Origin of the sequence: Variovorax sp. S12S4 (assembly GCF_023195515.1) — a bacterium.
Lineage (GTDB): Bacteria > Pseudomonadota > Gammaproteobacteria > Burkholderiales > Burkholderiaceae_C > Variovorax.
On sequence record NZ_JALPKR020000002.1, the window covers coordinates 2,535,064 to 2,561,407 of the forward strand.

Annotated in this window: 24 protein-coding genes; 10 read left to right on the top strand and 14 right to left on the bottom strand. The window is 66.6% G+C overall.

The genetic code is table 11. The annotated features are described in order from the left end of the window. Positions 1-28 precede the first annotated feature (28 nt). The 6 genes from M0765_RS12400 (at position 29) to M0765_RS12425 (ending at position 6,055) form a co-directional block, all read left to right on the top strand. Positions 29-1,027 (top strand): LysR substrate-binding domain-containing protein, encoded by a 999-nt coding sequence (locus M0765_RS12400; RefSeq protein ID WP_258503939.1) that lies wholly within the window; start codon positions 29-31, stop codon positions 1,025-1,027. 174 nt (positions 1,028-1,201) lie between these two features. Further along, positions 1,202-2,653 (top strand): aspartate ammonia-lyase, encoded by a 1,452-nt coding sequence (locus tag M0765_RS12405; protein WP_258503940.1) that lies wholly within the window; start codon positions 1,202-1,204, stop codon positions 2,651-2,653. 172 nt (positions 2,654-2,825) lie between these two features. Beyond that, positions 2,826-3,728 carry an amino acid ABC transporter substrate-binding protein gene (locus M0765_RS12410; protein WP_258503941.1) on the top strand — a complete coding sequence of 301 codons (903 nt, stop codon included), beginning with the start codon at positions 2,826-2,828 and terminating at the stop codon, positions 3,726-3,728. 133 nt (positions 3,729-3,861) lie between these two features. After that, positions 3,862-4,593, top strand: coding sequence for an amino acid ABC transporter permease (locus tag M0765_RS12415; protein ID WP_258503942.1), 732 nt, complete (start codon positions 3,862-3,864; stop codon positions 4,591-4,593). Position 4,594: 1 nt separating this feature from the next. After that, complete coding sequence (locus tag M0765_RS12420; RefSeq protein ID WP_258503943.1) at positions 4,595-5,284, top strand: amino acid ABC transporter permease; 690 nt, start codon at positions 4,595-4,597, stop codon at positions 5,282-5,284. 33 nt (positions 5,285-5,317) lie between these two features. Next, entirely contained in the window at positions 5,318-6,055 is a 738-nt protein-coding gene (locus M0765_RS12425; protein WP_258508239.1) for an amino acid ABC transporter ATP-binding protein, read from the top strand. Between the two features lie 73 nt (positions 6,056-6,128). On the opposite strand, the gene M0765_RS12430 is transcribed toward M0765_RS12425, so the two are convergent. The 12 genes from M0765_RS12430 to M0765_RS12485 all read right to left on the bottom strand — a co-directional run bounded on the left by M0765_RS12430 (position 6,129) and on the right by M0765_RS12485 (position 21,262). Then, the gene (locus M0765_RS12430) at positions 6,129-7,067 is read right to left on the bottom strand and encodes a nucleoside hydrolase (RefSeq protein WP_258503944.1); all 939 of its coding nucleotides are present in this window, start codon (positions 7,065-7,067) and stop codon (positions 6,129-6,131) included. 56 nt (positions 7,068-7,123) lie between these two features. Continuing rightward, positions 7,124-8,161 carry a DctP family TRAP transporter solute-binding subunit gene (locus tag M0765_RS12435; RefSeq protein WP_258503945.1) on the bottom strand — a complete coding sequence of 346 codons (1,038 nt, stop codon included), beginning with the start codon at positions 8,159-8,161 and terminating at the stop codon, positions 7,124-7,126. 383 nt (positions 8,162-8,544) lie between these two features. Continuing rightward, positions 8,545-9,843: a TRAP transporter large permease gene (locus M0765_RS12440; RefSeq protein WP_126747581.1), complete on the bottom strand. Its 1,299-nt coding sequence runs from the start codon at positions 9,841-9,843 to the stop codon at positions 8,545-8,547. Then, positions 9,840-10,421: a TRAP transporter small permease gene (locus tag M0765_RS12445; protein WP_258503946.1), complete on the bottom strand. Its 582-nt coding sequence runs from the start codon at positions 10,419-10,421 to the stop codon at positions 9,840-9,842. The genes M0765_RS12440 and M0765_RS12445 overlap by 4 nt, the downstream gene beginning before the upstream one ends. A gap of 113 nt (positions 10,422-10,534) precedes the next feature. Beyond that, positions 10,535-11,536 (bottom strand): Bug family tripartite tricarboxylate transporter substrate binding protein, encoded by a 1,002-nt coding sequence (locus tag M0765_RS12450; protein ID WP_258503947.1) that lies wholly within the window; start codon positions 11,534-11,536, stop codon positions 10,535-10,537. 64 nt (positions 11,537-11,600) lie between these two features. Continuing rightward, positions 11,601-13,544, bottom strand: coding sequence for an acyl-CoA synthetase (locus M0765_RS12455; protein ID WP_258503948.1), 1,944 nt, complete (start codon positions 13,542-13,544; stop codon positions 11,601-11,603). Positions 13,545-13,593: 49 nt separating this feature from the next. Next, on the bottom strand, positions 13,594-14,592 hold the full coding sequence (locus M0765_RS12460) for a Bug family tripartite tricarboxylate transporter substrate binding protein (RefSeq protein ID WP_258503949.1): 999 nt from the start codon (positions 14,590-14,592) through the stop codon (positions 13,594-13,596). 41 nt (positions 14,593-14,633) lie between these two features. Then, positions 14,634-15,842: a CaiB/BaiF CoA transferase family protein gene (locus tag M0765_RS12465; RefSeq protein WP_258503950.1), complete on the bottom strand. Its 1,209-nt coding sequence runs from the start codon at positions 15,840-15,842 to the stop codon at positions 14,634-14,636. Positions 15,843-15,918: 76 nt separating this feature from the next. Beyond that, entirely contained in the window at positions 15,919-16,731 is an 813-nt protein-coding gene (locus tag M0765_RS12470) for an oxepin-CoA hydrolase, alternative type (protein ID WP_258503951.1), read from the bottom strand. Next, positions 16,728-17,870: an acyl-CoA dehydrogenase family protein gene (locus M0765_RS12475; protein ID WP_258503952.1), complete on the bottom strand. Its 1,143-nt coding sequence runs from the start codon at positions 17,868-17,870 to the stop codon at positions 16,728-16,730. The genes M0765_RS12470 and M0765_RS12475 overlap by 4 nt, the downstream gene beginning before the upstream one ends. Before the next feature lie 13 nt (positions 17,871-17,883). Further along, complete coding sequence (locus M0765_RS12480) at positions 17,884-19,092, bottom strand: acyl-CoA dehydrogenase family protein (RefSeq protein ID WP_258503953.1); 1,209 nt, start codon at positions 19,090-19,092, stop codon at positions 17,884-17,886. Between the two features lie 25 nt (positions 19,093-19,117). Next, positions 19,118-21,262 carry a 3-hydroxyacyl-CoA dehydrogenase NAD-binding domain-containing protein gene (locus M0765_RS12485; RefSeq protein ID WP_258503954.1) on the bottom strand — a complete coding sequence of 715 codons (2,145 nt, stop codon included), beginning with the start codon at positions 21,260-21,262 and terminating at the stop codon, positions 19,118-19,120. Positions 21,263-21,386: 124 nt separating this feature from the next. Between M0765_RS12485 and M0765_RS12490 the strand changes: the two genes are divergently transcribed. Continuing rightward, the gene (locus M0765_RS12490; protein ID WP_258503955.1) at positions 21,387-22,307 is read left to right on the top strand and encodes a LysR family transcriptional regulator; all 921 of its coding nucleotides are present in this window, start codon (positions 21,387-21,389) and stop codon (positions 22,305-22,307) included. Here the strand turns inward: M0765_RS12490 and M0765_RS12495 are convergent. Beyond that, on the bottom strand, positions 22,292-22,543 hold the full coding sequence (locus M0765_RS12495; protein WP_258503956.1) for a hypothetical protein: 252 nt from the start codon (positions 22,541-22,543) through the stop codon (positions 22,292-22,294). The two genes, M0765_RS12490 and M0765_RS12495, sit on opposite strands and share 16 nt — an antisense overlap. Before the next feature lie 130 nt (positions 22,544-22,673). On the opposite strand from M0765_RS12495, the gene M0765_RS12500 reads away from it, so the two are divergent. From M0765_RS12500 to M0765_RS12510, 3 genes are read left to right on the top strand one after another with little or no spacing between them, the layout of a single operon-like run. Next, complete coding sequence (locus M0765_RS12500) at positions 22,674-23,927, top strand: putative DNA modification/repair radical SAM protein (protein WP_258503957.1); 1,254 nt, start codon at positions 22,674-22,676, stop codon at positions 23,925-23,927. A 15-nt stretch (positions 23,928-23,942) separates the two neighbouring features. Beyond that, positions 23,943-25,406, top strand: a complete 1,464-nt coding sequence (locus tag M0765_RS12505; protein WP_258503958.1) for a UdgX family uracil-DNA binding protein — start codon at positions 23,943-23,945, stop codon at positions 25,404-25,406. Continuing rightward, positions 25,403-25,921 (top strand): ureidoglycolate lyase, encoded by a 519-nt coding sequence (locus M0765_RS12510; RefSeq protein WP_258503959.1) that lies wholly within the window; start codon positions 25,403-25,405, stop codon positions 25,919-25,921. The genes M0765_RS12505 and M0765_RS12510 overlap by 4 nt, the downstream gene beginning before the upstream one ends. On the opposite strand, the gene M0765_RS12515 is transcribed toward M0765_RS12510, so the two are convergent. After that, positions 25,922-26,284, bottom strand: a complete 363-nt coding sequence (locus M0765_RS12515; protein ID WP_258503960.1) for a TfoX/Sxy family protein — start codon at positions 26,282-26,284, stop codon at positions 25,922-25,924. Positions 26,285-26,344: the final 60 nt, after the last annotated feature.

Sequence of the window (26,344 nt, forward strand, 5' to 3'; positions counted from 1 at the left end):
TGGCGCGGCGCTCGCATAATCGCCGCGTATGGAAACAAAGTGGCTAGAAGACTTCATCAGCCTGGCGGAAACGCGCAGCTTCAGCCGCTCGGCCCAATTGAGGCATGTCACGCAGCCGGCTTTTTCGCGGCGCATCCAGGCGCTGGAGGGCTGGGCCGGCACCGACCTGGTCGACCGGAGCTCCTACCCCACGCGCCTCACGCCCGCGGGCCAGACGCTCTACAGCCAGGCCATCGAAATGCTGCAATCGCTGCAGAGCACCCGCGCCATGCTGCGCGGCCATTCGGCGGCGGGGCAGGACGTGATCGAGATTGCCGTCCCGCACACGCTGGCCTTCACCTTCTTCCCCTCCTGGGTGACCAGCCTGCGCGAGCACTTCGGGCCCATCAAGAGCCGGCTCATCGCGCTCAACGTGCACGACGCCGTGCTGCGGCTGGTCGAAGGCAGCTGCGACCTGCTCATTGCCTATCACCACCCCTCGCAGCCGCTGCAGCTGGACGCCAACAAGTACGAGATGGTCAGCCTGGGCGAGGAAACCGTGGCGCCCTGGGTCAAGGCCGATGCCGAGGGCGCACCGCGCTTCCGCCTGCCCGGAAGGCCCGGCCAGCCGCTGCCCTACCTGGGCTACGCGCCCGGCGCCTACCTGGGGCGGGTGGTCGACCAACTGCTCAAGGAATCGGGTACCGCCATCCACCTCGACCGGGTCTATGAAACCGACATGGCAGAGGGCCTGAAGGTCATGGCGCTAGAAGGCCACGGCATCGCCTTTCTGCCGCAGAGCGCGGTTCGCAAGGAAATCAAGGCGCGCAAGCTGGTAAGCGCGCTGCCGCCCGAGATCGACAGCCTGGAGGCGACGATGGAAATCCGCGCCTACCGCGAGCGGCCGAGCGCCCCCATCCCCGTCAAGAGCGGCGCCGGCCGTTCCGCCAAGGCCGCGGCGGGCTTGGAAAGCCTGCAGCCCAAGCGCACGGCCGATGCGCTCTGGTCATACCTGGTCGGCGCCCAGCCGACGCGCCGAGATGGTTGACGCCTGGAATTTGTGCGCTGCACAATCTATAAATGCCGCGCATGAGGCTCCCCGCAAACGGCATTGGCGTTGCGGGCGGGCCGCCACTACAGTCGCGGCAGCTTTCAGATCGCTGTCACAGCAAGTCTTCCGGCACGCGCCACCCGCGTGCTTTTTTTTAGCCGAGGAACCTGTATGAGCCCCAATTTCAGGACCGAACACGACTTCCTCGGCGAAAAGCAGATTCCTGCCCTCGCCTACTGGGGCGTGCACACCGCGCGTGCGGTCGAGAACTTTGCGATCTCCGGCACCCGCGTGTCGGCCATGCCCGACCTGGTGCGCGCCCTGGCGCTGGTAAAGAAGGCCGCCACGCGCGCCAATGCCGACCTGGGCGCCATCGACCGCGACCGCGCCGCCGCCATCATCCTGGCCTGCGACGACCTCATCGAAGGCAAGCTGCTCGACGAATTCGTGGTCGACGTGATCCAGGGCGGCGCCGGCACCTCGACCAACATGAACGCCAACGAGGTGATCTGCAACCTCGCGCTTGAGAAGCTCGGCCATGAAAAAGGCCGGTACGACGTGCTGCACCCCAACGACCACGTCAACGCCTCGCAGAGCACCAACGACGTCTATCCCACGGCGGTGCGGCTGGCGCTGTGGTTTGCCATCGACAAGCTGCTCGAATCCATGGCGGCGCTGCGCAAGAGCTTCGAAGCCAAGGCGCTCGAGTTCAAGGACATTCTCAAGATCGGCCGCACCCAGTTGCAGGACGCCGTGCCCATGACGCTGGGGCAGGAGTTCCTGACCTACGCCATCATGATCGGGGAAGACGAGGCCCGGCTTGGCGAGGCGCGTGCGCTCATCGAGGAAATCAACCTCGGCGCCACGGCCATCGGCACCGGCATCAACGCGCCGCACGGCTATGCCAACCTGGCCTGCCAGTACCTGGCCGAGCAAAGCGGCGTGCCGCTGAAGCAGGCGGCCAACCTGATCGAAGCCACGCAGGACACCGGCGCCTTCGTGCAGCTTTCGGGCGTGCTCAAGCGCGTGGCCACCAAGCTCAGCAAGACCTGCAACGACCTGCGGCTGCTGTCCAGCGGCCCGCAGGCCGGCTTCGGCGAAATCAGGCTGCCGGCGCGCCAGGCCGGCTCGTCGATCATGCCGGGCAAGGTCAACCCGGTGATCCCGGAAGTCATGAACCAGGTGGCTTTCGAGGTCATCGGCAACGACATCACGGTCACCATGGCGTCGGAGGCCGGCCAGCTGCAGCTCAACGCCTTCGAGCCCATCATGGGGTGGAGCCTGTTCAAGAGCATCCGGCACCTGAGCAATGCCTGCATCACGCTGCGGCAGAACTGCGTCGAAGGCATCGAGGCGAACCGCGAGTTCCTGGCCAAGCGAGTGCGGGAATCGGTCACGCTGGTTACCGCGCTCAACCCCCTCATCGGCTACGAAAAGGCGGCGCTCATCGCCAAGACCGCGCTGGCCACCGGCGGGCCCATCGACCTGGTGGCCGAATCGCTGGGCATCATGACGCGCGCCGAGATGGACGCGCTGCTCGTGCCCGAAAATCTGACCCAGCCCGTTCGCCTGTCCGCACCGGTGCCGCCGGCTGCCGAGCCCTCGGGCACAAAGGCTGCTTAGTGAAAGTCGGACAATGCCAATGGGTAGCCCTGCACCACGACGGCACCGCGATGCGCGGCGCCGGTGCAAGCGTCATCGAGAATGCACCGGGTTGGCCCGGGTATTCCCCATGACCTGAATGTCTAAAATTTAGTTGTATCTGTATCTTCCAGTCACCTCAGGAGTTTTCCGTATGAAAAAGCAAGTATTGGCATTGGCAATCGCAGCCGTGGCTGCCGGCAGCGCGTTTGCACAGGCCAATGACACCCTGGCCAAGATCAAGGCCTCGGGCACCATCACCGAAGGCGTGCGGGAATCTTCCGGCCTTTCGTACACGCTGGGCAACGGCCAGTACACCGGTTTCCACTACGACGTCTGCGCCAACATCATTCGCGACATCCAGAAGCACCTCGGCCTGGCCAAGCTTGAAACCAAGTACCAGCCCGTGACCTCGCAAAACCGCGTGCCCCTGGTGCAAAACGGCACCGTCGACCTGGAGTGCGGCTCCACCACCAACAACGCCACGCGCCAGAAGGACGTGTCGTTTGCCGTGACCACCTACGTCGAGGAAGTGCGCATTGCTGTCAAGGCCAACTCGGGCATCAACAGCATCAAGGACCTGAACGGCAAGACCGTGGCCACCACCACCGGCACCACGTCGGTGCAAACGCTGCGCAAGAACGAGCGCGCCGGCGGCATCGACTTCAAGGAACTGTATGGCAAGGACCACTCCGACAGCTTCCTGCTGCTCGAATCGGGCCGCGCCGACGCCTTCGTGATGGACGGTTCCATCCTGGCCTCGAACATCGCCAAGTCCAAGTCGCCTGCCGAATACAAGATCGTGGGCGAAGTGCTCAGCGTCGAGCCCATCGCCATCATGATCCGCAAGGACGACGCCGCCTTCAAGAAGGTGGTGGACGACAGCATCAAGGCGCAGATCAAGAACGGCGAACTCGCCAAGCTCTGGGACAAGTGGTTCCTGAAGCCGATTCCCCCGGCAAACGTCACGGTGAACCTGCCCCTGTCCGACGCCACCAAGTCGGCCTGGGCCAATCCGAACGACAAGCCGATGGAAGAGTACGCCGCGAAGAAGTAATCGCTACGAAGGTCATCCGCGCAACGCCCGCCGCCCCCGGCGGGCGTTTGTTTTCGCAGGCAACGCAATGCGGCGCGCAGGCATGGCCTCTGCAAGCTGGCAGTCTGGAAATCTGAAAGAAGGAGAGTCCCCGATGGGATCAAACTGGGATTGGCAGGTCTTCTTGCAAGACCCGGGCGGGAAGTACCCGACCTACTGGGAGTGGATGCTGTCCGCATGGGGCTGGACCGTGTCGGTGGCCCTGCTGGCGCTCATCGTCGCGCTGGTGCTGGGTTCGCTGATCGGCATCATCCGCACCTTGCCGAACAGCCCCTGGCTCGTGCGCTTGGGCAATGCCTGGGTCGAGCTGTTCCGCAACATTCCGCTCTTGGTGCAGATCTTTCTCTGGTACCACGTCATTCCGGCGCTGATTCCGGTCATGAAGGGCGTGCCGAGCTTCGTGCTGGTGGTGCTGGCGCTGGGCTTCTTTACCTCGGCGCGTATTGCCGAGCAGGTGCGCTCGGGCATCCAGGCGCTGCCCAAGGGCCAGCGCTACGCGGGCATGGCGGTGGGCTTTACCACGCCGCAGTACTACCGCTACGTGATCTTGCCGATGGCCTACCGCATCATCATTCCGCCGCTCACGAGCGAAACGATGAACATCTTCAAGAACTCGTCGGTGGCGTTTGCCGTGTCGGTGACCGAACTCACGATGTTCGCCATGCAGGCGCAGGAAGAAACCTCGCGCGGCATCGAGGTGTACCTTGCGGTGACCGGGCTCTACGTGATCTCGGCCTTTGCGATCAACCGCATCATGGCCTTCATCGAGAAGAAGACGCGCGTGCCGGGCTTCATTGTCTCGGCGAGCGGCGGCGGGGGACACTGACATGATGAATCTCGACCTGTCGTTCTACAACTGGGACGTCATCAGCAACTTCGTCGTCAAGGGCTTCTACTTCAGCATCATGCTGACGATCGTGGCCACCATCGGCGGCGTGCTCTTCGGTACCGTGCTGGCGCTCATGCGGCTCTCGGGCAAGAAGTGGCTCGATGCGCCGGCGGCCATCTACGTCAACGGCATGCGCAGCATTCCGCTGGTGATGGTGATCCTGTGGTTCTTCCTCTTGGTGCCGGCCTCGTTCTACGCGGCCTTCGGCTCCATCGGCTCGAACTACCGCTCGGAAATCTCGGCCGTGATCACCTTCATCGCGTTCGAGGCGGCCTACTTCAGCGAGATCATGCGCGCGGGCATCCAGTCGATTCCGCGCGGGCAGGTGAATGCGGGCCAGGCGGTCGGCATGACCTACGGGCAGAACATGCGCCTGATCGTGCTGCCGCAGGCCTTCCGCAACATGCTGCCGGTGCTGCTCACGCAGACCATCATCCTGTTCCAGGACACCTCGCTGGTGTATGCCATCGGCGCCTACGACATGCTCAAGGGCTTCGAGACCGCGGGCAAGAACTTCGGCCGCCCGATCGAGGCCTACCTGCTCGCGGCCGTCGTTTACTTCATCATGTGCTATGCCTTGTCGTGGCTCGTCAAGCGCCTCCACAAGAAGATTGCCATCATTCGCTGAGTGGCTGAACCGGAGAAAGAAATGTCCGAAAAAATGATTGAAATCAAGAACGTCTCCAAGTGGTATGGCCCGGTGCAGGTGCTCAACGATTGTTCGGTGAGCATCTCCAAGGGCGACGTGGTGGTGGTGTGCGGGCCCTCGGGCTCGGGCAAGTCCACCCTCATCAAGACCGTGAACGCGCTCGAACCCTTCCAGAAGGGCGAGATCACCGTCAACGGCATTCCGCTGCACGACCCCAAGACCAACCTGCCCAAGCTGCGCTCCAAAGTCGGCATGGTGTTCCAGCACTTCGAGCTGTTCCCGCACCTGTCGGTCACCGAGAATCTCACGATCGCCCAGATCAAGGTGCTCGGCCGCAGCCCCGAAGAAGCCAAGACCCGCGGCCTGAAGATGCTCGACCGCGTGGGCCTGATGGCGCACAAGGACAAGTTCCCGGGCCAGCTCTCGGGCGGCCAGCAGCAGCGCGTGGCGATTGCCCGCGCGCTCAGCATGGACCCGATCGTGATGCTGTTCGACGAACCCACTTCGGCGCTCGACCCCGAAATGGTCGGCGAAGTGCTCGACGTGATGGTGAGCCTGGCCAGGGACGGCATGACCATGATGGTGGTGACGCACGAAATGGCCTTCGCCCGCAAGGTGGCCAGCCGCGTGATCTTCATCGACGTGGGCGGCAAGATCCTGGAAGACTGCCCGAAGGACGAGTTCTTCAGCCACCCGGAAAACCGCCAGCCGCGCACCAAGGATTTCCTCAACAAGATCCTGCAGCACTGATCGATTCGCTGCCGCACACAAAGCAAAAAGCCACGCTGTTCGCAGCGTGGCTTTTTATTGGGCCGGGGCTCTCTCAGGGTAGTCGCGCAATGTGTTCGGTCAGCAGGTCGAAAAAGCCCTGCGCATCGCCATCGGCGATCCAGTTCGCGTTGGCGGGGCGGTTCAGGCTGCGGTACCAATCGGCCGCTGTCTGGCCGAAACCCATGCCGTCGCGGCTGTCGACCTCGACGTTGACCAGCCTGCCCCTGAAGAGCGAAGGCTGCAGCAAATAGGCGATCACGGTCGCGTCATGCACCGGCCCGCCGGGCATGTCGTAGTGCCGCATTTCCTGCGGCGCATAGGCGCCCAGGATGTCGGCCACGATGGCGCCGGACCGGTTGCCGATGCCGCGAAGCCGCGCGATGCGTTCGTCGCTCGTGAGAATCTTGTGCGTCACGTCCAGCGGCAGCATGGTCGTCGGCACACCGCTTTTCAGCACGGCCTCCGCCGCATGCGGATCGGCAAATACATTGAACTCGGCGGTCGGCGTGATGTTGCCGCCGTTGAAATGCGCGCCGGCCATGAGCACCAGTTCGCGCAAGCCGCGCACGATGTCGGGGGCTTGCGCGAGCGCCAACGCAAGGTTGGTTTGCGGGCCGAGCATGGCAAGCGTCACGCTTTTCTCCGGCGCCGCGCGCAGCGTGCGAATGAGGTAGTCGACCGCGTGCCCTTCAGCCAACGGCGTGGCCGGCTCATGAACCTCGACGCCGGTGATGCCTTCTCGGCCGTGGATGTTGGCCGCGTAGATTGGCGCGCGCTGCAGCGGGCGCTCCGCGCCGGCATACACCGGAACATCTGGCCGGCCGGCCCATTCGCAGGCGAGGCGCGCGTTGCGCGAGGTCTTGGCCAGCGGAACATTGCCGGCCACCGTGGTCAGCGCCTGGAGCTTCAGCGCTTCAGGCGCCGCCATGGCGAACAGCAGCGCGATCACGTCGTCCGCGCCGGGGTCCGTGTCGATGATCAGGGTGTGCATCGCGACATTGTCGCGGCGCCACCCTGAATTGAAGACGGTACTGTCTTCCTGCCGGGTTACTTCTTGCGTGCCGCGATGGCTTTCTCGGCCTTCGCCACAAGATCGGCACCCACGGTGCCCTTCCACTTTTCGTACACCGGCCGCGTGGCCTTCACGAATGCTTCGCGCTCGGCGGGCGAGAGCTGGGTCACGGTCACGCCCATGCCGGCAATGTCCTTCAGCACCGGCTTGTCGGCTTCGACCAAGCCCTTGCGTGCAATGGCAATCTCTTGCTGGCCCGCATCGATGGCGGCCTGGCGCACGATGGCCTGGTCCGCCGGCGTCCACGAAGCCCAGATTTCCTTGTTGACCACGAAGACCAGCGGATCGGCAACATAGCCCCAGGCGGTGACAAACTTCTGGCCCACGTTCTGCATCTTGAGCACGGTGAACAGGAAGAGCGGGTTCTCCTGCCCGTCGACCGCGCCGCTGGCGAGCGCGGGCTGGGCATCGGCCCAGCTCATCTGCGTGGGGTTGGCGCCCAGCGCGGTGAACATGTCGGAATAAATCGGCGAGCCGACGACGCGAATCTTCATGCCCTTCAAGTCTTCGGGCGACTTGATCGGCTTCTTGGAGTTGGTGATTTCGCGGTAGCCGTTCTCACCCCAGGCAAGGGGCACCACACCGGCCTTGTCGAGGGTCTTGAACATGTCCTTGCCAACCTCGCCCTGCGTGAGCGCGTCGATGGCCGCGTAGTCGGGCATCAGGAAGGGCATGGAGAAGAGGTTGAGCTGCTTCACTTGCGGCGACCAGTTGATGGTCGAGCCCACGGCCATGTCGATGACGCCCTGGCGCAGCGCGCTGAACTCGCGGGTCTGGTCACCCTGGATGAGCGAGACGCCGGGGTACAGCTTGATGTTGATGCGGCCTTGGGTACGCTCTTTCACGAGGTCGGCCCAGATCTTCCCGGCCTGGCCCCACGGTGTGGGCGGGCCCAGCACGAGCGACATCTTGTATTCGGGCTTGTAGGCGGCCTGCGCCATGGCGCCGGTCGAGAACATGCCCAGGGCTGTGGCGACGGCGGCAAGGCCCAAGAGGGCGCGGCGGAATTTCATGAGAGGTCTCCTTGTTTTCTGAACACAACTAAGCAGGGGATTTTTTCGGGAACGGTTGGGTGTTGCGGGGCTGCTGTTCAGGGCTTGTGCAAAGGCCACCGGGTACTCCCCTCCGCGAATGTCCCCGGGGCTGCGCCCCTCCTCCTTTATTTCGCTGCGTGGAGCACCCGATGCCCTGTGCACCTGGGCACGCTCTGGGTGTACGGCTGATCAACGACTGCTCTGGATCACGCGCACGTCGATGGGGTGCCTTGCGCAGCGAAATAAAGGAGGAGGCCGCAGGCCGGGGGACATTCGCGGAGCAAGGTACCCCGTCGGCGGGTGCGCACCCCGAACAAGGCCCTAACCGAACATCACGAAGCAAAGAGAAGCAGAGTCCCATCTCAATACCCCAGCTTCCGCGGCAGCCAAAGCGCGAGCTCAGGAAACGCGATCACCAGCACCATCACCAGGAACATCGAGAACAGCATCCAGCCCACCCACCGAACGGTTTCTTCCATGCGCACCTTGGCAATACGGCATGACACCATCAGGTTGACCGCGAGCGGCGGCGTGAACTGCCCTAATGCCACCTTGAGCGTGAGGATGACGCCGAACCACACCGGGTCCCACTTGTAGTACTGCACGATCGGCAGCAACAACGGCACGAAGATCAGGAAGATCGACACGCCGTCCAGGAACATGCCGACCGTGATCAAGAGCAGGATCAGCAACGCCAGGATGCCATATTCGCCCAGGCCCGAATTCACGATGGCGCGCGTTACGGGGTCGATGATGCCCAGCGTCGAGAGCGAGTACGCGAAGATGCCCGCGAGCGATACCACCAGCAGGATCACCGCCGAGAGCTCGCCCGACTCGCGCAAGATCACGAACAGGTCGCGCACCTTGATCGTCCGGTGCACGCACATGCCCACGAACAGGCCGTAGAACACCGCCACCACCGCTGCTTCGGTCGGTGTGAACCAGCCCGCGCGCATGCCGCCCAAAATGAGCACCGGCGCCGCTAGGCCCCAGATCGCTTCGCGAAAACTCTTCCAGAACGGGGGGCGCGGCAACGTCGATTCGAGCGCGCCCATCTTGTGCTGGCGGGCCAGCAGCACCGCCGGAATCATCAGCGCCAGGCCGGCCATCACGCCCGGGATCATGCCTGCGGCGAACAGCGCCGGCACCGAGGCACCCGGCACCAGCACCGAATACACGATGAACGCGACCGAAGGCGGAATCAGGATGTCGGTGGCCGCCGCGGCGCCCACCACGCTGGCCGAGAAGGCGGCCGGGTAGCCCGCGCGCGACATGGCCGCGATCATCACCGCGCCCACGGCGGCGGCATTGGCCGGGCCGGAGCCGGAGATGCCGCCGAGGAACATGGCCACCGCAATGGCCACCAGCGGCAGCATGCCGGGGCCGCGGCCGACGATGGCGACCGCAAAGTTCACCAGCCGCAGCGCCACGCCCGAGCGATCGAAGATGGAGCCGACCAGCACGAACATCGGAATAGCCAGCAGCGGGTACTTGCCCAGGCCGGCATAGAAATTCTGCGGCACGGCCAGCAAGCCGAACCACTGCGCGTCGCTGTTGGCCAGCGCAATACAGGCGGCACCGGCCAGGCCGAGTGCGGCGCCAATGGGCACGCCCACCAGCATCATCGCGACGAAGGCGACGAAGAGCAGGGTGGCGATCACGATGCGTCGCCTTTGTCGTTCCTGCTTTGCTCGTCGGTGTACTCCTTGCGGCCGCGGCGGATCATCAGGCCCACGGCGCGCAGCGCGATGGCAAAGGACACGATCGGCAGCCACATCGAATACCACCAGGCCGGCAGCCCGATGCCGGGCGTGGTCTCGTCGAAGCGGTAGTCGTCCCACACCATGCGGATGCTGAGCGCGCCGATCAGCGTGAACAGAATGGCGATCATCAGCGCGCCGAACTGCGCCAGGCGTTTGCGCCGCGCCATCGAGCCGCTCTCCGAGAAGTATTCGATGCGGATGTGCCGGTCGCGCGCCACGGCGGCCGAGCCGGCCACCAGCGCCAGCATGATCATCAGGAAAACCGAGAACTCTTCGGTCCATGCGAACGAGGAGTCGGTGAAGTAGCGCACCAGCACGTTGGCAAAGGTGATCAGCGCCAGCGCGCCCATGATGATGACGGTGAGCCAGTCCTCGATGGCGAGCGGCACCTTGGTGGGCTCGTCGGCAGCTTCGATGTCTGGGGGAAGGGGGCTGGCGGCGTCCAGCAAGGGGCCGGACTCGTTGGGAGTGGTCATCGAGAGGGAGGGGGAAAGCAGCTATGGATGGTAACGATCCATGTCCATCCGTTCATCGGGGTTTTCCTAAGCTGCGGCCCCATTTCCGCCCCCTCCGGCCCTCTTGAAACGGGCTACTCGAGCTTGGCGCCCGAATCCTTGATCAGGCGCTCCCAGATCGGGCTTTCCTTCTTGTACACGGCGGTAAACGCCTCGGGCGAGCTCTCCTTCAGGTCGAAGCCCATGGCTGCCACACGGGCCTGCACATCGGGCTGGCGCGTGGCCTTGCCCACTTCCTCGGCAATGCGCTGCATGATCGGCTTGGGCGTGCCGGCCGGCATGGCAATGGCGAGCCAGCCGGCCACGCGGTAGGCCTCGTCGTCCAGGCCCTGCTCGGCCAGCGTCGGCACGTCGGGCAGCGTGGCCATCCGGCGCTCGCCGCTCACGCCAACGGCCTTGAGCTTGCCGGCCTCGATGTGCGGCTTGGCCACCAGTGCGCTGGCAAAGGCCATCTGGATCTGGCCGCCGATCAGGTCTTGCAGCATCGGCGCCTCGCCCTTGTAGGCCACGTGGTTCATCTCGGCCTTCTGCGTAAGGCTCATGTGCGCGCCGGCCAGGTGCGGATACGCGCCCACGCCGTACGAGCCGTAGGCCACCTTGCCCTTGTTGGCGGCCACGTACTTCAGGAGCTCCGGCCCGTTCTTCACCGGCACGCTGGGGTGCACCACCAGCACCAGCGGAGCCGTGGCAATCTGGTAGACCAGCGTGAGGTCGCGCTGCGTGTCGTAGGGCAGCTTCTGATAAAGGAACTGGTTGGTCAGCAGCGAATTGCTCAGCGCCAGCACCAGGGTGTAGCCATCGGGCGGTGCCTTGGCCACGGCATCGGTGCCGATGATGCCGGCGGCGCCGGGCTTGTTGTCGATGATGACCGGCTGGCCCAGCCCGGCGGCCATCTTCTCGCCGATGATGCGCGCCAGCACGTCGGTGGCGCCGCCCGGGGCAAAGGGCACCACCATGCGGATCGGCTTGGCCGGATAGGTCTGCGCCCAGCCGGCGGTGGTGGCCGTGAGCGCGAGCGATGCAATGGCAAGGCCGTGCAGGGCTCGGCGGGTGGTGGTGAATGTGGCGTTGTTCATATTCTCGATGTCTCCGATGGTTGATTTGTTTTTTATGCGCTTGCCGCCAGCCACATCGTGCCGGCTAGCCGGTAAGCACCCGGGTCTTGAAAGGCAAGGGCGCCAGCGCCGCTTCGATCCGCTGCAGCAGCGGCGCCGCGAGCGTGCCCGCGGCGGCTGCTTCGATGCGCACCTCCACCAGGCTTTCGCCCTCATTGCGCACGCTCGGCCGGGCGGCTTCCGTCACGCCGAGCTCGTTGCAGATCTGCGCCACCGCGGCCGCCACCACGCGGCTCGCCGCCATGGCGCGCAGCTCGGGTTTGTAGATCTTGCCGACGTTGGTCATCGGCATGTTCTCGATGACGATCACCGATTTGGGCTTGGCCGGTGCCTCGTCGACGCGCGCGGCGGTGAAGGCCAGCAGTTCATCTTCCGTTGCCGATGCGCCCGGCACCAGCGTTGCGAACACCACCGGCAGTTCGCCCGCATACGCATCGGGCGCACCCACCGCCGCGCACAGCTGCACCGCCGGATGCGCGCCCAGCGCGTCCTCGATCACCTTGGGGTCGATGTTGTGGCCGCTGCGGATGATCAGGTCCTTCGAGCGGCCGCTCAGGTTGAGCCGCCCTTCGCCATCGATCCAGCCCAGGTCGCCGGTCGCAAGCCAGCCGTCGGCCGTGAAGGCCTTCGCGTTGTCCGCCGGATCGACAAAGCCAGAGAACAGGTTGGGCGACTTGAACAGCACCATGCCCTGCTCGCCCGGCGGCAGGTCGCGGTCGCTGGCGTTGCCGCTTTCGTCGAGCGCCACGATGCGCATCTGCATATACGGCAGCGGAAAGCCGACGCAGCCCGCCGGCCCGTCGACGCCGGGCGGCGTGATGGTGGAGATCCCGGCCATTTCGGTCATGCCCAGGCTCTCGTGCACATGCAGCCCGAACAGCCGCTCGAAGCGCGCGGCCAGCTCCGGCGAGAGCACGGCGGCGCCCGTGCGGCAGTAGCCGATCGATGAAATGTCGGCGCCGTCCAGCGGCACATTCGCCAATGCGGCTAGCACCGTGGGCACGGCCGAGAGCGAGGTCGGCCGGTACTTCTCGACCAGCTTCCAGTAGTTGGCGAGCACCTCCCTGTTGCGCAGCAGCGAGGTGGTCGGAATGATCACCTCCACCCCGGCCGAGAGCGACGCCAGCGAAGCCGGCAGCACGCCCGCCACGTGGAACAGCGGATAGCCGTTGATCGAGATGCCTTGCTCGTTCATGCCCGCGACCTGCACGCTGGCCCAGGCGGTGAACACCTGCGCGCCGTGGCTGTGGCGCGCGAGCTTGGGCGCGCCGGTGGTGCCGCCGGTATGAAAGTAGGCGGCGATGTCGGTGGGTGCGATGTCTCGGCTGCTCACGAGGTGGTCTGAAGGCTGCGCGGCGCGCAGCGCGTCGAAATCGGCGACGCCGTCGGGCAATGCGCCCGCGGCGCCCGGCGCCTCGTCGTGCGGCGCCACGCGCAGCACGGTGGTGAGTGTCGGCACCTGGCTGCGCAGTCGCATGGCCTTCGACCACATGCCCGATTCGCTGTCCGAGCCGTAGGCAATCAGCACCTTGGCGCGGCCGGCAGTCATCAGCGCCACCAGCTTCTCGTCGGTGAGCAGCGGGTTGAGCGGCTGCACGATGCCCGCCGCTTCTCCGCCCCACAGGGCAAGGTGGTACTCGAGGCAGCCCGGCAGCAGCACCGCCACCGCGTCCTCGGGGCCCATCCCCAGCGCATGCAGCATGTTCGCGGTCTGGTGGATGCCCGCGAGCAAGTCGGCGTACGACCAGCGGATCGGCTCGTCGGCCGGGTTGCCGGTGCGAAGAAAGGTGAGCGCGGTCTTGCCGCCGAAGGCCGCGCCCGCGTTGCGAAAGATCTCGTAGGTGCTGCGCACCGTCAGCGCCTCCTCGAGCGGAGTTTCCTCGAGCCTGCGGATATCGGCCAGGCTGCGCACCGGAAACTGGGGGCGGAACGGCTCGCCGGCCATCTTGGTCTTCTTGCTGTCTGCCATGCGTGTCTCCTGATGTTGTCTCTTTGCCGGCCGCGTGCGAAGCGCTGTTTTACTGGTTCGTGATCTTGTTGTCGCGAATGACCTTGCCCCAGCGCTCGAAATCCTGGCGCATGCGCGTGCCCGTTTGCTCGGGCGTGCCGTAGGCCGCGAAGGAGCCGACGCTTTCGAGCTTGTCCTGCACGTCCTTGTCGGCCAGCGCGTTCTTCAGCTCGGCGCTCATGCGGTCGACCACGTCCTTGGGCGTGCCCGCGGGCGCCAGCAGGCCGCCCCAAGAGGTCGCATCGAAGCCCGGGAAGCCCTGTTCGGCCACCGTCTTCACGTCGGGCAGCAGGCTCACGCGCTTGCCCGAGCCGACCGCAATCGCGCGCAGCGTGCCGGCGCGGATGTGCGGCATCACCGCCACCAGGTCCGAGAACATGGCCGGCACCTGCCCGCCGATCAGGTCGGTCACGGCCGGCGCGCTGCCGCGGTAGGGCACGTGCTGCATGTCGAACTTGCCGATGTTCTTGAGTTGCTCGGTCGTCAGGTGGCCGAAACTGCCTGCGCCCGCCGTCGTGTAGTTGAGCTTGCCGCCTTCGGCCTTGGCCTTGGCAATCAGCCCTTGCAGGTCGTTCACGCCGGGCAGCGCCTTCGGATTGACCACCATGACGATCGGCAAGTCATAGACGACGCCCACAGGCGTGAAGCTCTTGAAGATGTCGTAGGGCGTGGGGCCGTACAGGTGCGCGGCCAGCAGCGTGGGCGTGGCCAGCATCACGAAGGTGTAGCCGTCGGGCGCGGCCTTGGCGGCAGCCGCCGCGCCGATGGTGCCCGAGGCGCCGCTGCGGTTGTCGATGAGGATGTTCTGCTTCAGGCCCTGCGACATCTTCTGCGCCACGATGCGCGTGGCCACGTCGGTCGGGCCGCCGGGTGGAAAAGGCACGACCACGGTGATCGGCTTGGCGGGCCAGGCTTGCGCGAAGGCGGCGCCTGCCACCAGCGGAAGCGCCAGGGCGATGAGCGCGCGGCGTGCGGGATTGCGAAGGGAGCGGGAAAAAGGAAACGCCATGACTTCTTCAGGGAATCAATGAGGAGAAGGAAAGAGCGCCGTCAGAGAACGCCGTTCGATTTAAGTTGCGCGAGCTTGTCGTCCGAAAGGCCGAGCAGCGACTGCAGCACCTCGTGCGTGGCTTCGCCCAGTTGCGGCGGCGCGCTGCGCACCGGCAGCCGCTCGCCGTCGAAGCGGTAGGGCGGTGCCAGCACGTTGACCTTGCCGGCCACGGGATGCGGTTGTTCGGTGACAAGGCCCGCGTCGGTCGCGCGCTTGGAGTTGAGCGCTTCGAGCAGGCCCAGCACCTCGCCGCACGGAATGCCCGATTGCGTGAGCTTGGCCAGCAGGTCGGCGCGCTGGCGCTTGGCCAATTCGGCATGCAGCTCAGGCAGCAGCACCGCGCGGTTTGCCGAACGCAGGATGTTGGTCTTGAAGCGTTCGTCCGCCGCAAGGTCGGGGCGCTCGAGCACGTCGGTGCAGAAGCGAGAGAACTGCGCGTTGTTGCCCACGGTAATGACCAGCGGGCCGTCCGCCGCGTCGAACACGCCGTAGGGCACGATCGACGGATGCGAGTTGCCGTAGCGCGGCGGGTCTTCGCCCATCAGCAGTGCTTCGAGGCCGTAGTAGGCGGTGATCATCAGGCCGCAGTCGAACAGCGCCATTTCCACGTGGCGGCCCTTGCCGGTCTTTTCGCGCTGGTACAGCGCGGCCAGCACGGCCTGTGCCGAGTACATGCCGGTGAACAGGTCGACCACCGCCACGCCGAACTTCAGCGGCGGCTGGTTGGCTTCGCCGTTCAGCGCCATCAGGCCCGCCTCGCCCTGCACCACCAGGTCGTACCCCGGGCGCGCGGCCTCGGGGCCGGTGCGGTCATAACCCGAGATCGAGCAGTAGATGAGCTTCGGGTTTTCCTTGCTCAGCTGTTCATAGCCGAGGCCGAGCTTGTCGATGCCGCCGAACTTGAAGTTCTGGATGACCACGTCGCACTGCCTGGCAAGGTCGCGCGCAATCTGCTGGCCTTCGGGCGTCTGCAGGTCGAGCGTGATCGAGCGCTTGTTGCGGTTCACGCTGTTGAAGTAGGCCGTCTCGGTGTTGCCGACACGCAGGCCCCAGTCGCGCGTGTCGTCGCCGCGGCCCGGGTGCTCGACCTTGATGACTTCGGCGCCCATGTCGGCCAGCACCATGCCGCACCAGGGGCCCGCAAGGATGCGGGACAGATCGAGAACGCGCACGCCGGCAAGCGGCAGCGAGGAATTCAGCATGGGCATGAGAGCAACTCCCTTGAAACGAGAAAGCCCCGCAGCGTGTGCGAGGCGTGATGTGGGGTGAATGCGGCCGGCAGCGTCAGGAAGCGTTCGGCTTCTGCCGGCGCAGCGCCGCGAAATCCGCCGTGCGCTTGCCGAGAAAGGCGCCAATGCCCTCGGCCGCTTCGGCATCGGCCTGCGACTCGACCATGTACACGGCCTCGGCCTCGAGCTGTTCCTCGAGCGTGGCGCGGTGCGCCTGGCGGCACAGCGTCTTGATGCGCGCGCTTGCGCGCTGCGGGCCGTTGGCCACCTTGGCGGCGAGTGCAACGGCCTCGGCCAGTGCGGCGCCCTTGTCGGTGAGCCGGTTGACCGCGCCCAGCGCGTGGAGGCGTTCGGCTGTCATGCGGTCGCCGGTCAGGCACATTTCGGTCAGCACCTGGCGCGAGACGAACTCCGACAGAAAAGCCGTGGCGCCGCCGTCCGGCGTGAGGCCGACCTTGACGTAGGCCACGGTGTAGAACGCGTCGCGCGCCGACACCAGCATGTCGCAGGCCAGCGCCATCGACAGGCCCGCGCCCGCCGCACCGCCTTCCACGGCGGCGATGACGGGCTTGCCGCAATCGCGAATGGCGCGGATCAGGTTGTTCAGGCCTTCGAGCTTTTCGCGGCGTTCCGAAGCAGGCAGTTCGCGGCGCTTGGCCAGCAGGTTCAGGTCGCCGCCCGAGCAGAAGAAGTCGCCCGCGCCGGTGAAGACGATGGCGCCGACTTCCGGATCGGCTTGCGCGTCGGCGAGCGCGGCGCTCAGCTCCGCATACAGCGTCGGCGTGATCGCGTTGCGCGCGCCCGGGTTGCTGTTGGTCAGGATGCGGACGGCACCCTGCTGGCTGATGAGAACGGTCTTGTCGCTCATTGCACGGTCTCCTTGCCGAGCGCGATGTAGCGCTGCAGATGATGGTCTTCGTCGCCGAGCTGGTGGTCGATCATCACGAGCCGCTTGGCATAGTGCGGCAGCGGCAGCTCCCAGGTCATGCCGATGCCGCCGTGCATCTGGATGCTTTCTTCCGCCACCAGCGCGCCGATGCGGCCGATGCTGAACTTGGCGGCCGAGAGCGCACGCTCGCGCGCCACGCGGTCCGCACCGTCGATGGCCGCTGCCGCATTGATCACCGCCGAGCGCGCCTGCTCGATCTCGAGCAGCAGGTCGGCCATGCGGTGCTGCAGTGCCTGAAAGCTGCCGATCAACGTGCCGAACTGCTTGCGCGTGCGCAGGTAATCGAGCGTGGCGGTCTTGGCGGCTTCCATGGCGCCCACGGCTTCGGCACACAGCGCGAGCACGCCGCGGCCGATGGCGCGCTCCAGCGTGGCGTGGCCCTGGCCTTCGGTGCCCAGCAGTGCATCGGCACCCAGCTTCACGCCGTCGAATGCGAGTTCGGCCACGCGGCCGCCGTCGATGGCGGGGCAGCCGCGCACCGTGAGGCCCGGCGTCTTTGCGGGCACCAGAAACAGCGAGATGCCGGCCTCGTCGTTCACGCCGCCCGATGTGCGGGCGGAAACCAGGAACAGGTCGGCCTGCTCGCCGTGCGGCACGACCGCCTTGGCACCGCTCAGCACCCAGCCGCTGCCGCTGCGCTCGGCGCGGGTGGCCACGTGCGTGCGCTCATAGTGCGCGCCGGCTTCGTCGTGTGCAAAGGCGGTAACGATGGCGCCGTTGATGATGTCGCCGAGCTTTTCTTTCTGCGCAGCGTTGCCTGCGGCGCTGAGCGCTTCGCCGACCATCACTGCGCCCAGCAGCGGCTCGACGACGAGCCCGCGGCCCAGTGCCTCGAAGACCACGGCAATGTCGAAGCCGCCGCCGCCAAAGCCGCCATCGGCCTCGCTGAACAGCGCGCCGATCACGCCCAGTTCTGCGAACTGCTGAAAGATCTCCTTGCTGAACCCGTGTTCGGACTTTGCGATGCGGTCGCGCGCATCGAAGGCGTACTGCTCGGCGATGAAGCGGTTCAGGCTGTCGGCGAGCATGCGCCGGTCTTCGGTGTGTTCGAAGTTCATGTGCGTGTCTCCTTTACAGCCCGAGGATCATCTTGGAGATGATGTTCTTCTGGATTTCATTGGAGCCGCCGAAGATCGACAGCTTGCGGTTGTTGAAGTAGCGCGCGGCCGCGGCCGATGCGTAGGCCGGGCCGAAGGTTTCGCCGTTGAAGCCGTCGTGTAGCGCTTCCTCGATGAAGGGCCGGCCGTACACGCCCATCGCACGGCGTGCGAGCGACGAAATTTCTTGCCGGATCTCGGTGCCGCGAATCTTCAGCATCGAGCTCTCCGCACCCGGCACGCCGCCACCCGCCACCGCCGCGATCACGCGCAGGTTCGTCGTCTTCATGTTCTCCAGGTCGATCTCGACACGCGCCATGCGCGCCGCGAAGGCCGGGTCTTCCGCCAGCGGCTTGCCGTTCTTCGTCTGCGTGGCCGCAATGCCCTTGAGCTGTTCCAGCGCGGCCACCGAGAAGCCCACGCCCGCGATGTTGGTGCGCTCGTAGGTCAAGAGGTACTTGGCGCAGGTCCAGCCCTTGTTCTCTTCACCGACAAGGTTTTCGGCCGGCACGCGCACGTCGGAGAAGAACACCTCGTTCACTTCATGCTCGCCGTCGAGCGTGATGATCGGGCGCACTTCCACGCCGGGCGAGGTCATGTCGATCAGCAGGAAGCTGATGCCTTCCTGCTTCTTTGCCTCGCGGTTGGTGCGCACCAGGCAGAAGATCATGTTGGCGTGCTGGCCCAGCGTGGTCCAGGTCTTCTGGCCGTTCACGATGTAGTGGTCGCCCTGGGCGTCGATGCCGCGCACGGCCGAGGTTTTCACCGCCGCCAGGTCGGAGCCCGCGCCGGGCTCCGAATAGCCCTGGCACCACCAGTCGGAGCCGTCGAGGATGCGCGGCAGCCAGTGGCGCTTTTGCGCCTCGTTGCCGTACTTGATAAGCACCGGCCCCAGCATGTTCACGCCAAAGGGCACGATGCGCGGCGCAAAGGCCAGCGCGCATTCGTGCTCGAAGATGAACTTTTCGACCGCCGTCCAGCCCGGCCCGCCGTATTGCTCGGGCCAGTGGTTGGCGAGCCAGCCGCGCGCGTTGAGGATGGCGTGCCATTCCTCCATGTCGGCCTTGGCGAGGATCTTGCCGCTGCTCACCTTCGCCGAGAGGCGCGCGGGCAGCTTGTCGGCCAGGAAGGCGCGCACTTCCGCGCGGAAGGCTTCTTCTTCGGGGGTGAAGTTCAGGTCCATGGCGTCGCTTCTTTCAGAAAGGGGGTCAGGCGTGGTTGAGGCTGTCGAAGTTCGCGCCGCTTTCGACCAGCTCCACCAGCAGCGGCGAGGGCTGCCAGAACAACGGGTCTTCCTTCGCAAACTCGCGAATGTCGGCCAGCACCTTCGGCAGGCCCACGGTGTCGGCGTACTTCATCGGGCCGCCGCGGTGGCGCGGAAAGCCGTAGCCGTAGAGAAAGGTCACGTCCACATCGAGCGGGCGCAGCGCAATGCGCTGGTGCACGACGTTGGCACCCTCGTTGATCATCGCGGCCATGTAGCGGCGCATGATTTCTTCTTCGGTGAAGGCGCGCGGCTCGATGCCGGCGCGCTCGCGCTCGGCATCGATGATGGCCAGCACCTCGGGGTCGGGCACGCCGGTGCGCGCGCCTTCGGGGTACAGGTAGTAGCCGCGCTGCGTCTTCTGGCCGAACCAGCCGCGCTCGCAGATGCGGTCGGCAATCTGCACGTAGCGCGCCTTCGGGTTGCGCGTGGCCGACTTGCGCTTGCGCGTGGCCCAGCCGATGTCGCCGCCCGCCAGGTCGGACACCTGGAACGGCCCCATCGGGTAGCCGAAGTTGCGCACCGCCTCATCGATCTGGTAGGGCGAGGCGCCGTCTTCCATCATGTGGTCGGCCGCCTGGCGGTACACGGCGAGGATGCGGTTGCCGATGAAGCCGTCGCACACGCCCGCGCGCACGGGCACCTTCTTGAGTTTCTTCGCAAGCTCGAAGCCCGTGGCCACCACGTCGGCGCTCACCTTGGCGGGCACCACGATCTCCAGCAGCTTCATGATGTTGGCCGGCGAGAAGAAGTGCAGGCCCACCACGTCCTGCGGGCGCGAGATGCTGGCCGCGATCTCGTCGATGTCGAGGTACGAGGTGTTGGTGGCCAGCACCGCGCCGGGCTTGCACACGCGGTCGAGTTCGGCGAACACCGCCTTCTTCACGCCCATGTCTTCGAACACCGCTTCAACCACGATGTCGGCCTGTGCGAGCGCGTCGTAAGAGGTGGAGCCCGAGAAGCGCGCCATCACGGAGGCCTTGGCTTCGGGCGTCATGCGGCCCTTGCCGATCAGGCCGTCGTACACCTTTTCGACATGCTGGCGGCCGCGCGCAAGGCTGGGCTCGTCGCGTTCGATCATGGTCACGGGCAGGCCCGCGTCGAGCATCGCCACCGCGATGCCCGCACCCATGGTGCCGCCGCCGATGATGCCGGCCGATTCGATCGCGCGCGGCTTGGCGGCCTTGGTTTCGGGCGCCTTCAGCACTTCGCGCTCGGCGAAGAAGGCGTGGATGAGGCCGGCGCGCTGCGGGCTGTCGATGCACTGCAGGAACAGCTTGCGCTCCAGCGCCATGCCTTCGTCGAAGGGCAGCGTGAGCGCGGCTTCGACCGCTTCGATGATCTTCATCGGCGAGAAGAGCCCGCGGCTCTTCTTGGCGGTGTCGGCGCGCGCTGCTTCCAATGCGGCGCGGCTGCCGTCGGCATCGGCCAGGCCGGCGGCCTCGCGCGTGCGGCGCACCGGTGCCTTGGCGGCGGCGAGTTCCTGCGCATAGGCCAGGCCTTCGGCGCGCGCGTCGGCCTGGGTGCCCAGGCGGTCGACCAGCCCGAGCGACAACGCTTCCTTCGCACCCGCGTGGCGGCCGCTGAGCATCAGCTCGAGCGCGGGCTTCACGCCGATAAGGCGCGGCGCGCGCTGAGTACCGCCGGAACCGGGCAAGAGGCCAAGCTGCACTTCGGGCAGGCCCAGCTTGGCCGAAGGCGCGGCAATGCGGTAGTGCGTCGACAGCGCCACTTCAAGCCCGCCGCCCAATGCCGCGCCGTGGATGGCGGCAATCACAGGCTTCGTGCAGTTCTCGATCTTCAGGCACACCTCGGGCAGCGAGGGCGGCTGCGGCGTCTTGCCGAACTCGCGGATGTCCGCGCCCGCGATGAAGTTGCGGCCCGCACCGAAGATCAGCACCGCGGCGGCCGCGCTGTCGGCCTCCGCCGCCTCGATGGCGGCCACCAGGCCGCGGCGCACATCCACGCCCAAGGCGTTGACCGGCGGGTTGTCGATGGTCACCACGAACACGCCGCCCGGATGTGGGGCGCGCTCGAAGCTGACGGGGTTGGAAGAAGACGCGGGAAGGCTGGAGTCGGTGATGGCCATGTCTTGTCTCTCTTGTCTCTTGCGGGTTCCAGGGTGAACCCGGCATTCTTTGCCCGATGCGCGGCTTTGACAATTGCATAGAGGGTTGACAGACTGTCAAAGGATTTTTGACACAATCCGGTGCATGGACCTCCAATCGCTGACCTTGCTGGTGGAAATCCTCGATGCGGGCAACCTGAGCGCGGCGGCACGCCGCCTCAAGATGAGCCGTGCCAACGTCAGCTACCACCTGAACCAGCTGGAACGCTCGGTCGGCGCCCAGCTGGTGCGGCGCACCACCCGCCGCGCCGAGCCCACCGAGATCGGCCTGCGCCTCTACCAGCATGGCGTCGCCATCCAGACCGAACTGCTGGCCGCAAAAGAATCCGTCACCACGCTGGGCGAGGGCTTGCAGGGCCGCGTGCGGCTCAGCGTGCCCAGCGGCTACGGCCAGCTGGTCATGGCCGACTGGCTGATCGACTTCAAGCGCCAGTACCCCGGCATCGTGCTGGACGTGGTGTTCGAAAACCGCATCGAAGACCTGCTGCGCGACGAGGTCGACATTGCGATCCGCGTGGTGCCCGAGCCCCCGCAGAACCTGGTGGCGCGGGAGCTGGGGCCGGTGCGCTACGTGGCCTGCGCCTCGCGCGACTATGCGCAGAAGCATCCGCTGCCGGTGCAGCTGGACGAGCTGCAGGGCGCGCCGGTGGTCACCGCCGCGGTCATCGGCCGGGAACTGCGCGTGTCGGCCTACCAGGGTGAGACCCGGCGCGAGGTGATCCTCGAGCCGACGCTGATTTCAGAAAACTTTCTGTTCCTGCGCCAAGCCATCCTCGCGGGCCTGGGCATCGGCCTCGTGCCCGACTACGTGGTGCAGGACGACGTGCGCCGTGGCGAGGTGGTGACCACGCTGGACGACTGGCGCCTGAGCATTTTCGGCACGCAGATGTTCATGCTCTACATGCCGAACCGGCAGCACACGCGGGCGATCCGCACCTTCATCGACTTCATCCTGGAGCGGGTGCGGCCGCCCGCCACGGACCCGGCCGATCAGTCGCAGCGGTAGGTGACTTCGCCGACGACCGGCGCGCGTGAGCGCTTGGGGTCGAGATAGCGCATCGGAGCGCCGAAATTGCGGCAGTAGGCCTCTGCGTCCTGCGGACTGGGCGACTTGAACACGCCGTCGCCGAGCCAGGTGACACGGGGCGCGGGCCGCGCGGCGCATCCGGCGAGGACGAGGGTCGCGAGGGGCAGGGCGAAAAAAGCGGAGAGAGCAGGTGAGCGGCGCATCGGAAAGCGCATCGCTGCGCACGGGTGAAGAAGAGAGCCCGCGACTTTAGCGGGTGAAAAGCTTGGGCGCTTTCCCCGCTCTTCAAGACATACGGCCTTCAAAGCTGTATATTCATACAGTATTTTAAGTGCCCAGTTTCCCGTGGACCTCCAGCGCAAACTCGCCATCCTCGCGGACGCCGCCAAGTACGACGCCTCGTGCGCGTCCAGCGGCTCGCAGCCGCGCGACTCGCTCGGCGGCCGCGGCATCGGCTCGACCGAGGGCGCTGGCATCTGCCACAGCTTCGCGCCGGACGGGCGCTGCATCTCGCTGCTGAAGGTGCTGCTTACCAACCACTGCCAGTACGACTGCCTCTACTGCGTCAATCGCGCATCGAGCAACGTGCCGCGCGCGCGCTTTCGCGTCGACGAGGTGGTGCAGCTCACGCTCGACTTCTACCGCCGCAACTGCATCGAGGGGCTGTTCCTGTCCAGCGGCATCGTCAAGTCGCCGGACCACACGATGGAGCAGGTGGTCGAGGTGGCGCGCACGCTGCGCGAAGACCACGACTTTCGCGGCTACGTCCACCTGAAGACAATTCCCGATGCGAGCGACGAGCTCATTGCGCGCGCCGGCCGCTATGCAGACCGCCTGAGCATCAACGTCGAGATGCCGACCACCGAGGGCCTGCAGGCGCTCGCCCCCGAGAAGGACGAAAGCGCCATCCGCCGATCGATGGCGCGGCTGCGCCTGCGCATCGACGACACGCGCGAAGAGGCGCGCCGCGTGGTGCCGATTCGCGCGCTGCCCGGCGCGGCGCCCGCCGCCGCAAAGCCGCCGCCCTTTGCGCCCGCCGGCCAGAGCACGCAGATGATCGTGGGCGCCGATGCCACCGACGACCGGCAGATCCTCGCCTCGAGCGCCACCCTCTACGGCGCCTACAAGCTCAAGCGCGTGTACTACTCCGCCTTCAGCCCCATACCCGACGCCGCCCGCGCGCTGCCGCTGGTGGCACCGCCGCTGATGCGCGAGCACCGGCTCTACCAGGCCGACTGGCTCATGCGCTTCTACGGCTTCGGGCACGAGGAAATAGTGGCCGAGCCCAATGGCCTGCTGCGGCTCGACGTCGATCCCAAGCTGGCCTGGGCGCTCGCGCATGCCGACCGCTTTCCGGTCGACCTGAACCATGCGCCGCGCGAAATGCTGCTTCGCGTGCCGGGGCTCGGCGTGAAAGCCGTCGAGCGGCTGCTGCAGGCGCGGCGCGTGCGCCGGGTGCGCGCGGACGACCTGCGGCGGTTGCACGTGCCGGCGCGCAAGGTGCTGCCGTTTGTCGTCGCGGACGGGCACCGGCCGTCGCGCGGGGCGCCCATGCCTTCGCCGGAGCCGCAGCGCGCGGCGCAAGCCTCGCTGTTCTGAGCCGAGTCATTTGCCATGCACGTGCGGCTCGACGACCCGGTCGATCTCGACGCCTTTCGCCGCCATGCGCGGCAGCTGCTTGCCGCGGGCGTGCCGCCGGGCCGCGTCGAATGGAACGCGGCGCAGGCCGCTGGCGATGCCGCAGATCTGTTCGGCGCTGGGAGCAAAGCCGCGCCGCCGGCGGCGCTTGCTACCGCCGCAGAACGGCAGCCCGTGCCCGCATGGTTCGTCGAATTGTGCGGCGACGTCATCCTGCACCGCGACCCGCAGCGCCTTGCTTTGCTGTACCGGCTGCTGTGGCGCCTTTCGCACGAGCCCGCGTTGCGGCACGATCCGCTCGATGCCGACCTGATGCAGGCCCGGCAGATGGCCAAGGCCGTGCACCGCGACATCCACAAGATGCGCGCCTTCGTGCGCTTCACCCGCGTGCTGGGCGACGACGGCCTGGAGCGCCACGTGGCGTGGTTCGAGCCCGAGCACCGCATCGTCGAGGCCAACGCGCCGTTCTTTGCGCGGCGCTTCGCGCAGATGCGCTGGGCCATCCTCACGCCCGAGCGCTGTGTCGAATGGAACGGCCAGGCGCTTGCCTTCCAGGGCGGCGCCGACCGCCGCGAGAAGCCGCCGCCCGATGCCGGCGAGCAACTCTGGCTCACCTACTACGAACACATCTTCAACCCGGCGCGGCTCAAGCTCGCGATGATGCGGCGCGAAATGCCGCGCCGCTACTGGCACAACCTGCCCGAGGCCGCGCTCATCCAGCCGCTGGCCGAAGCGGCCACGGCGCGCAGCCAGTCGATGATCGAGGCGTCGCCCACCGCGCCGCGCCGCATCCGCGCGCCCGTCGCGCTGCACCTGCGGCCGGCGGCGGGCGTGGCGCCGGCTGACTTGGGCGAGCTGCGCGCGGCGGCGCACGCTTGCCGCGATTGCCCCATCGGCGCGCTCGCCACGCAGGCCGTGTGCGGCGAAGGCCCGCTCGGCGCCACGCATATGCTGGTCGGCGAACAACCCGGCGACCAGGAAGACCTGGCGGGCCGCCCTTTCGTCGGGCCCGCGGGCCAGCTGCTCGATCGCGCAATGGCGCAGCTGGGCTGGGCGCGCGACACCGTGTACCTGGCCAACGCCGTCAAGCACTTCAAGTACGAGCTGCGCGGCAAGCGCCGCATCCACAAGACCGCGGGCCAGCGCGAGGCCGAAGCCTGCGCGCACTGGCTCGACAGCGAGATTTCGCTGGTGCGCCCGCAGGGGCTGGTGGCGCTGGGTGCGACGGCTGCGCGCACGCTGCTGGGGCGGCCGGTGGCGGTGCAGGCCGAGCGCGGTGCGTGGCTGCACGAGCGCGGCGATGGCCGGCCCGTGTTCGTCACCCTGCATCCGTCCGCGTTGCTGCGCTTGCCGGACACTGAGCGCGGCGAAGCCTTCGGCCATTGGCTGGCCGATCTTGCGTTGGCGCGCGGCACGCTTTCTGCTGCAATGGCCGCATGAACGAACAAGCTTCCGGCGGAACCGCCTTGCGGGTCGCGCCGCTCACGCCACAAGCCTTTGCGCCTTTCGGCACCGTGATCGAGGCGCCCGCCGCGGGTGGCCGCGACATCAACGGCGGCAACGCAAGGCGCTTCGACCTGCTCGACAACCTGCAGCTCGATGCCGCCGGCGGCCGGCCGATGCTTGCGCTGTTCCGCGCCGCGGCGCGCGGCTTTCCACACGCAGTGGCCGAGATGGAGCGCCATGCGCTCGGCAGCCAGACCTTCGTGCCGCTGGGCGAGCGGCGCTTCGTGATCGTGGTCGCGCGTGCGGGCGAAGCACCGGCCGCGGCCGGCGAGCTCGCGGCCTTTGTCACCGACGGGCGGCAAGGCGTGGTGCTCGCGCCCGGCACCTGGCACCACGCGCTGCTGGCAGTGGATGCGGGCGACTTCGTGGTCATCGAGCGTGCCGCTGGCGCTGTCGATTGCGACCTGTGCACGCTCCTGGCGCCGGCGGTCGTCGACTGGAAGGGTTAGCTAGGCGCTCTTGCCGGCCGGTTTTTTGGTGGCGAGGCTTTTTGCCACCCGCACGGCCTCCCTGGCCAATTCGGCCAACGCCTCGTGGTCTTCGATGACGTCGATGGGCACCTCGAAATACTTCCGCACCTGGACCCGCCGGGCCTTCGTGTCGTAGGCAAAGCACTGGCTGCCCAGCTTCTCGTACTTGGGCCGGGTGGTGTCGTCCACCACGAAATACACGGTGCTGCCCATGATCATCGCGAACTGCGTGGCATCGGCCACGAGCCCCGTTCCGCCGAAAAAGCGGGTCCTGGCGATGCGAGGGATTGCAGAGAGCCGGTCCACGATGAAATCGGCGAACTGCGGCGAGGCTTCCGACATGGTGTGCTGGCGCCGGGCGCCGGATGAAAAGAGCGCAGTGTCGCCGACGCCGGCGAAGCT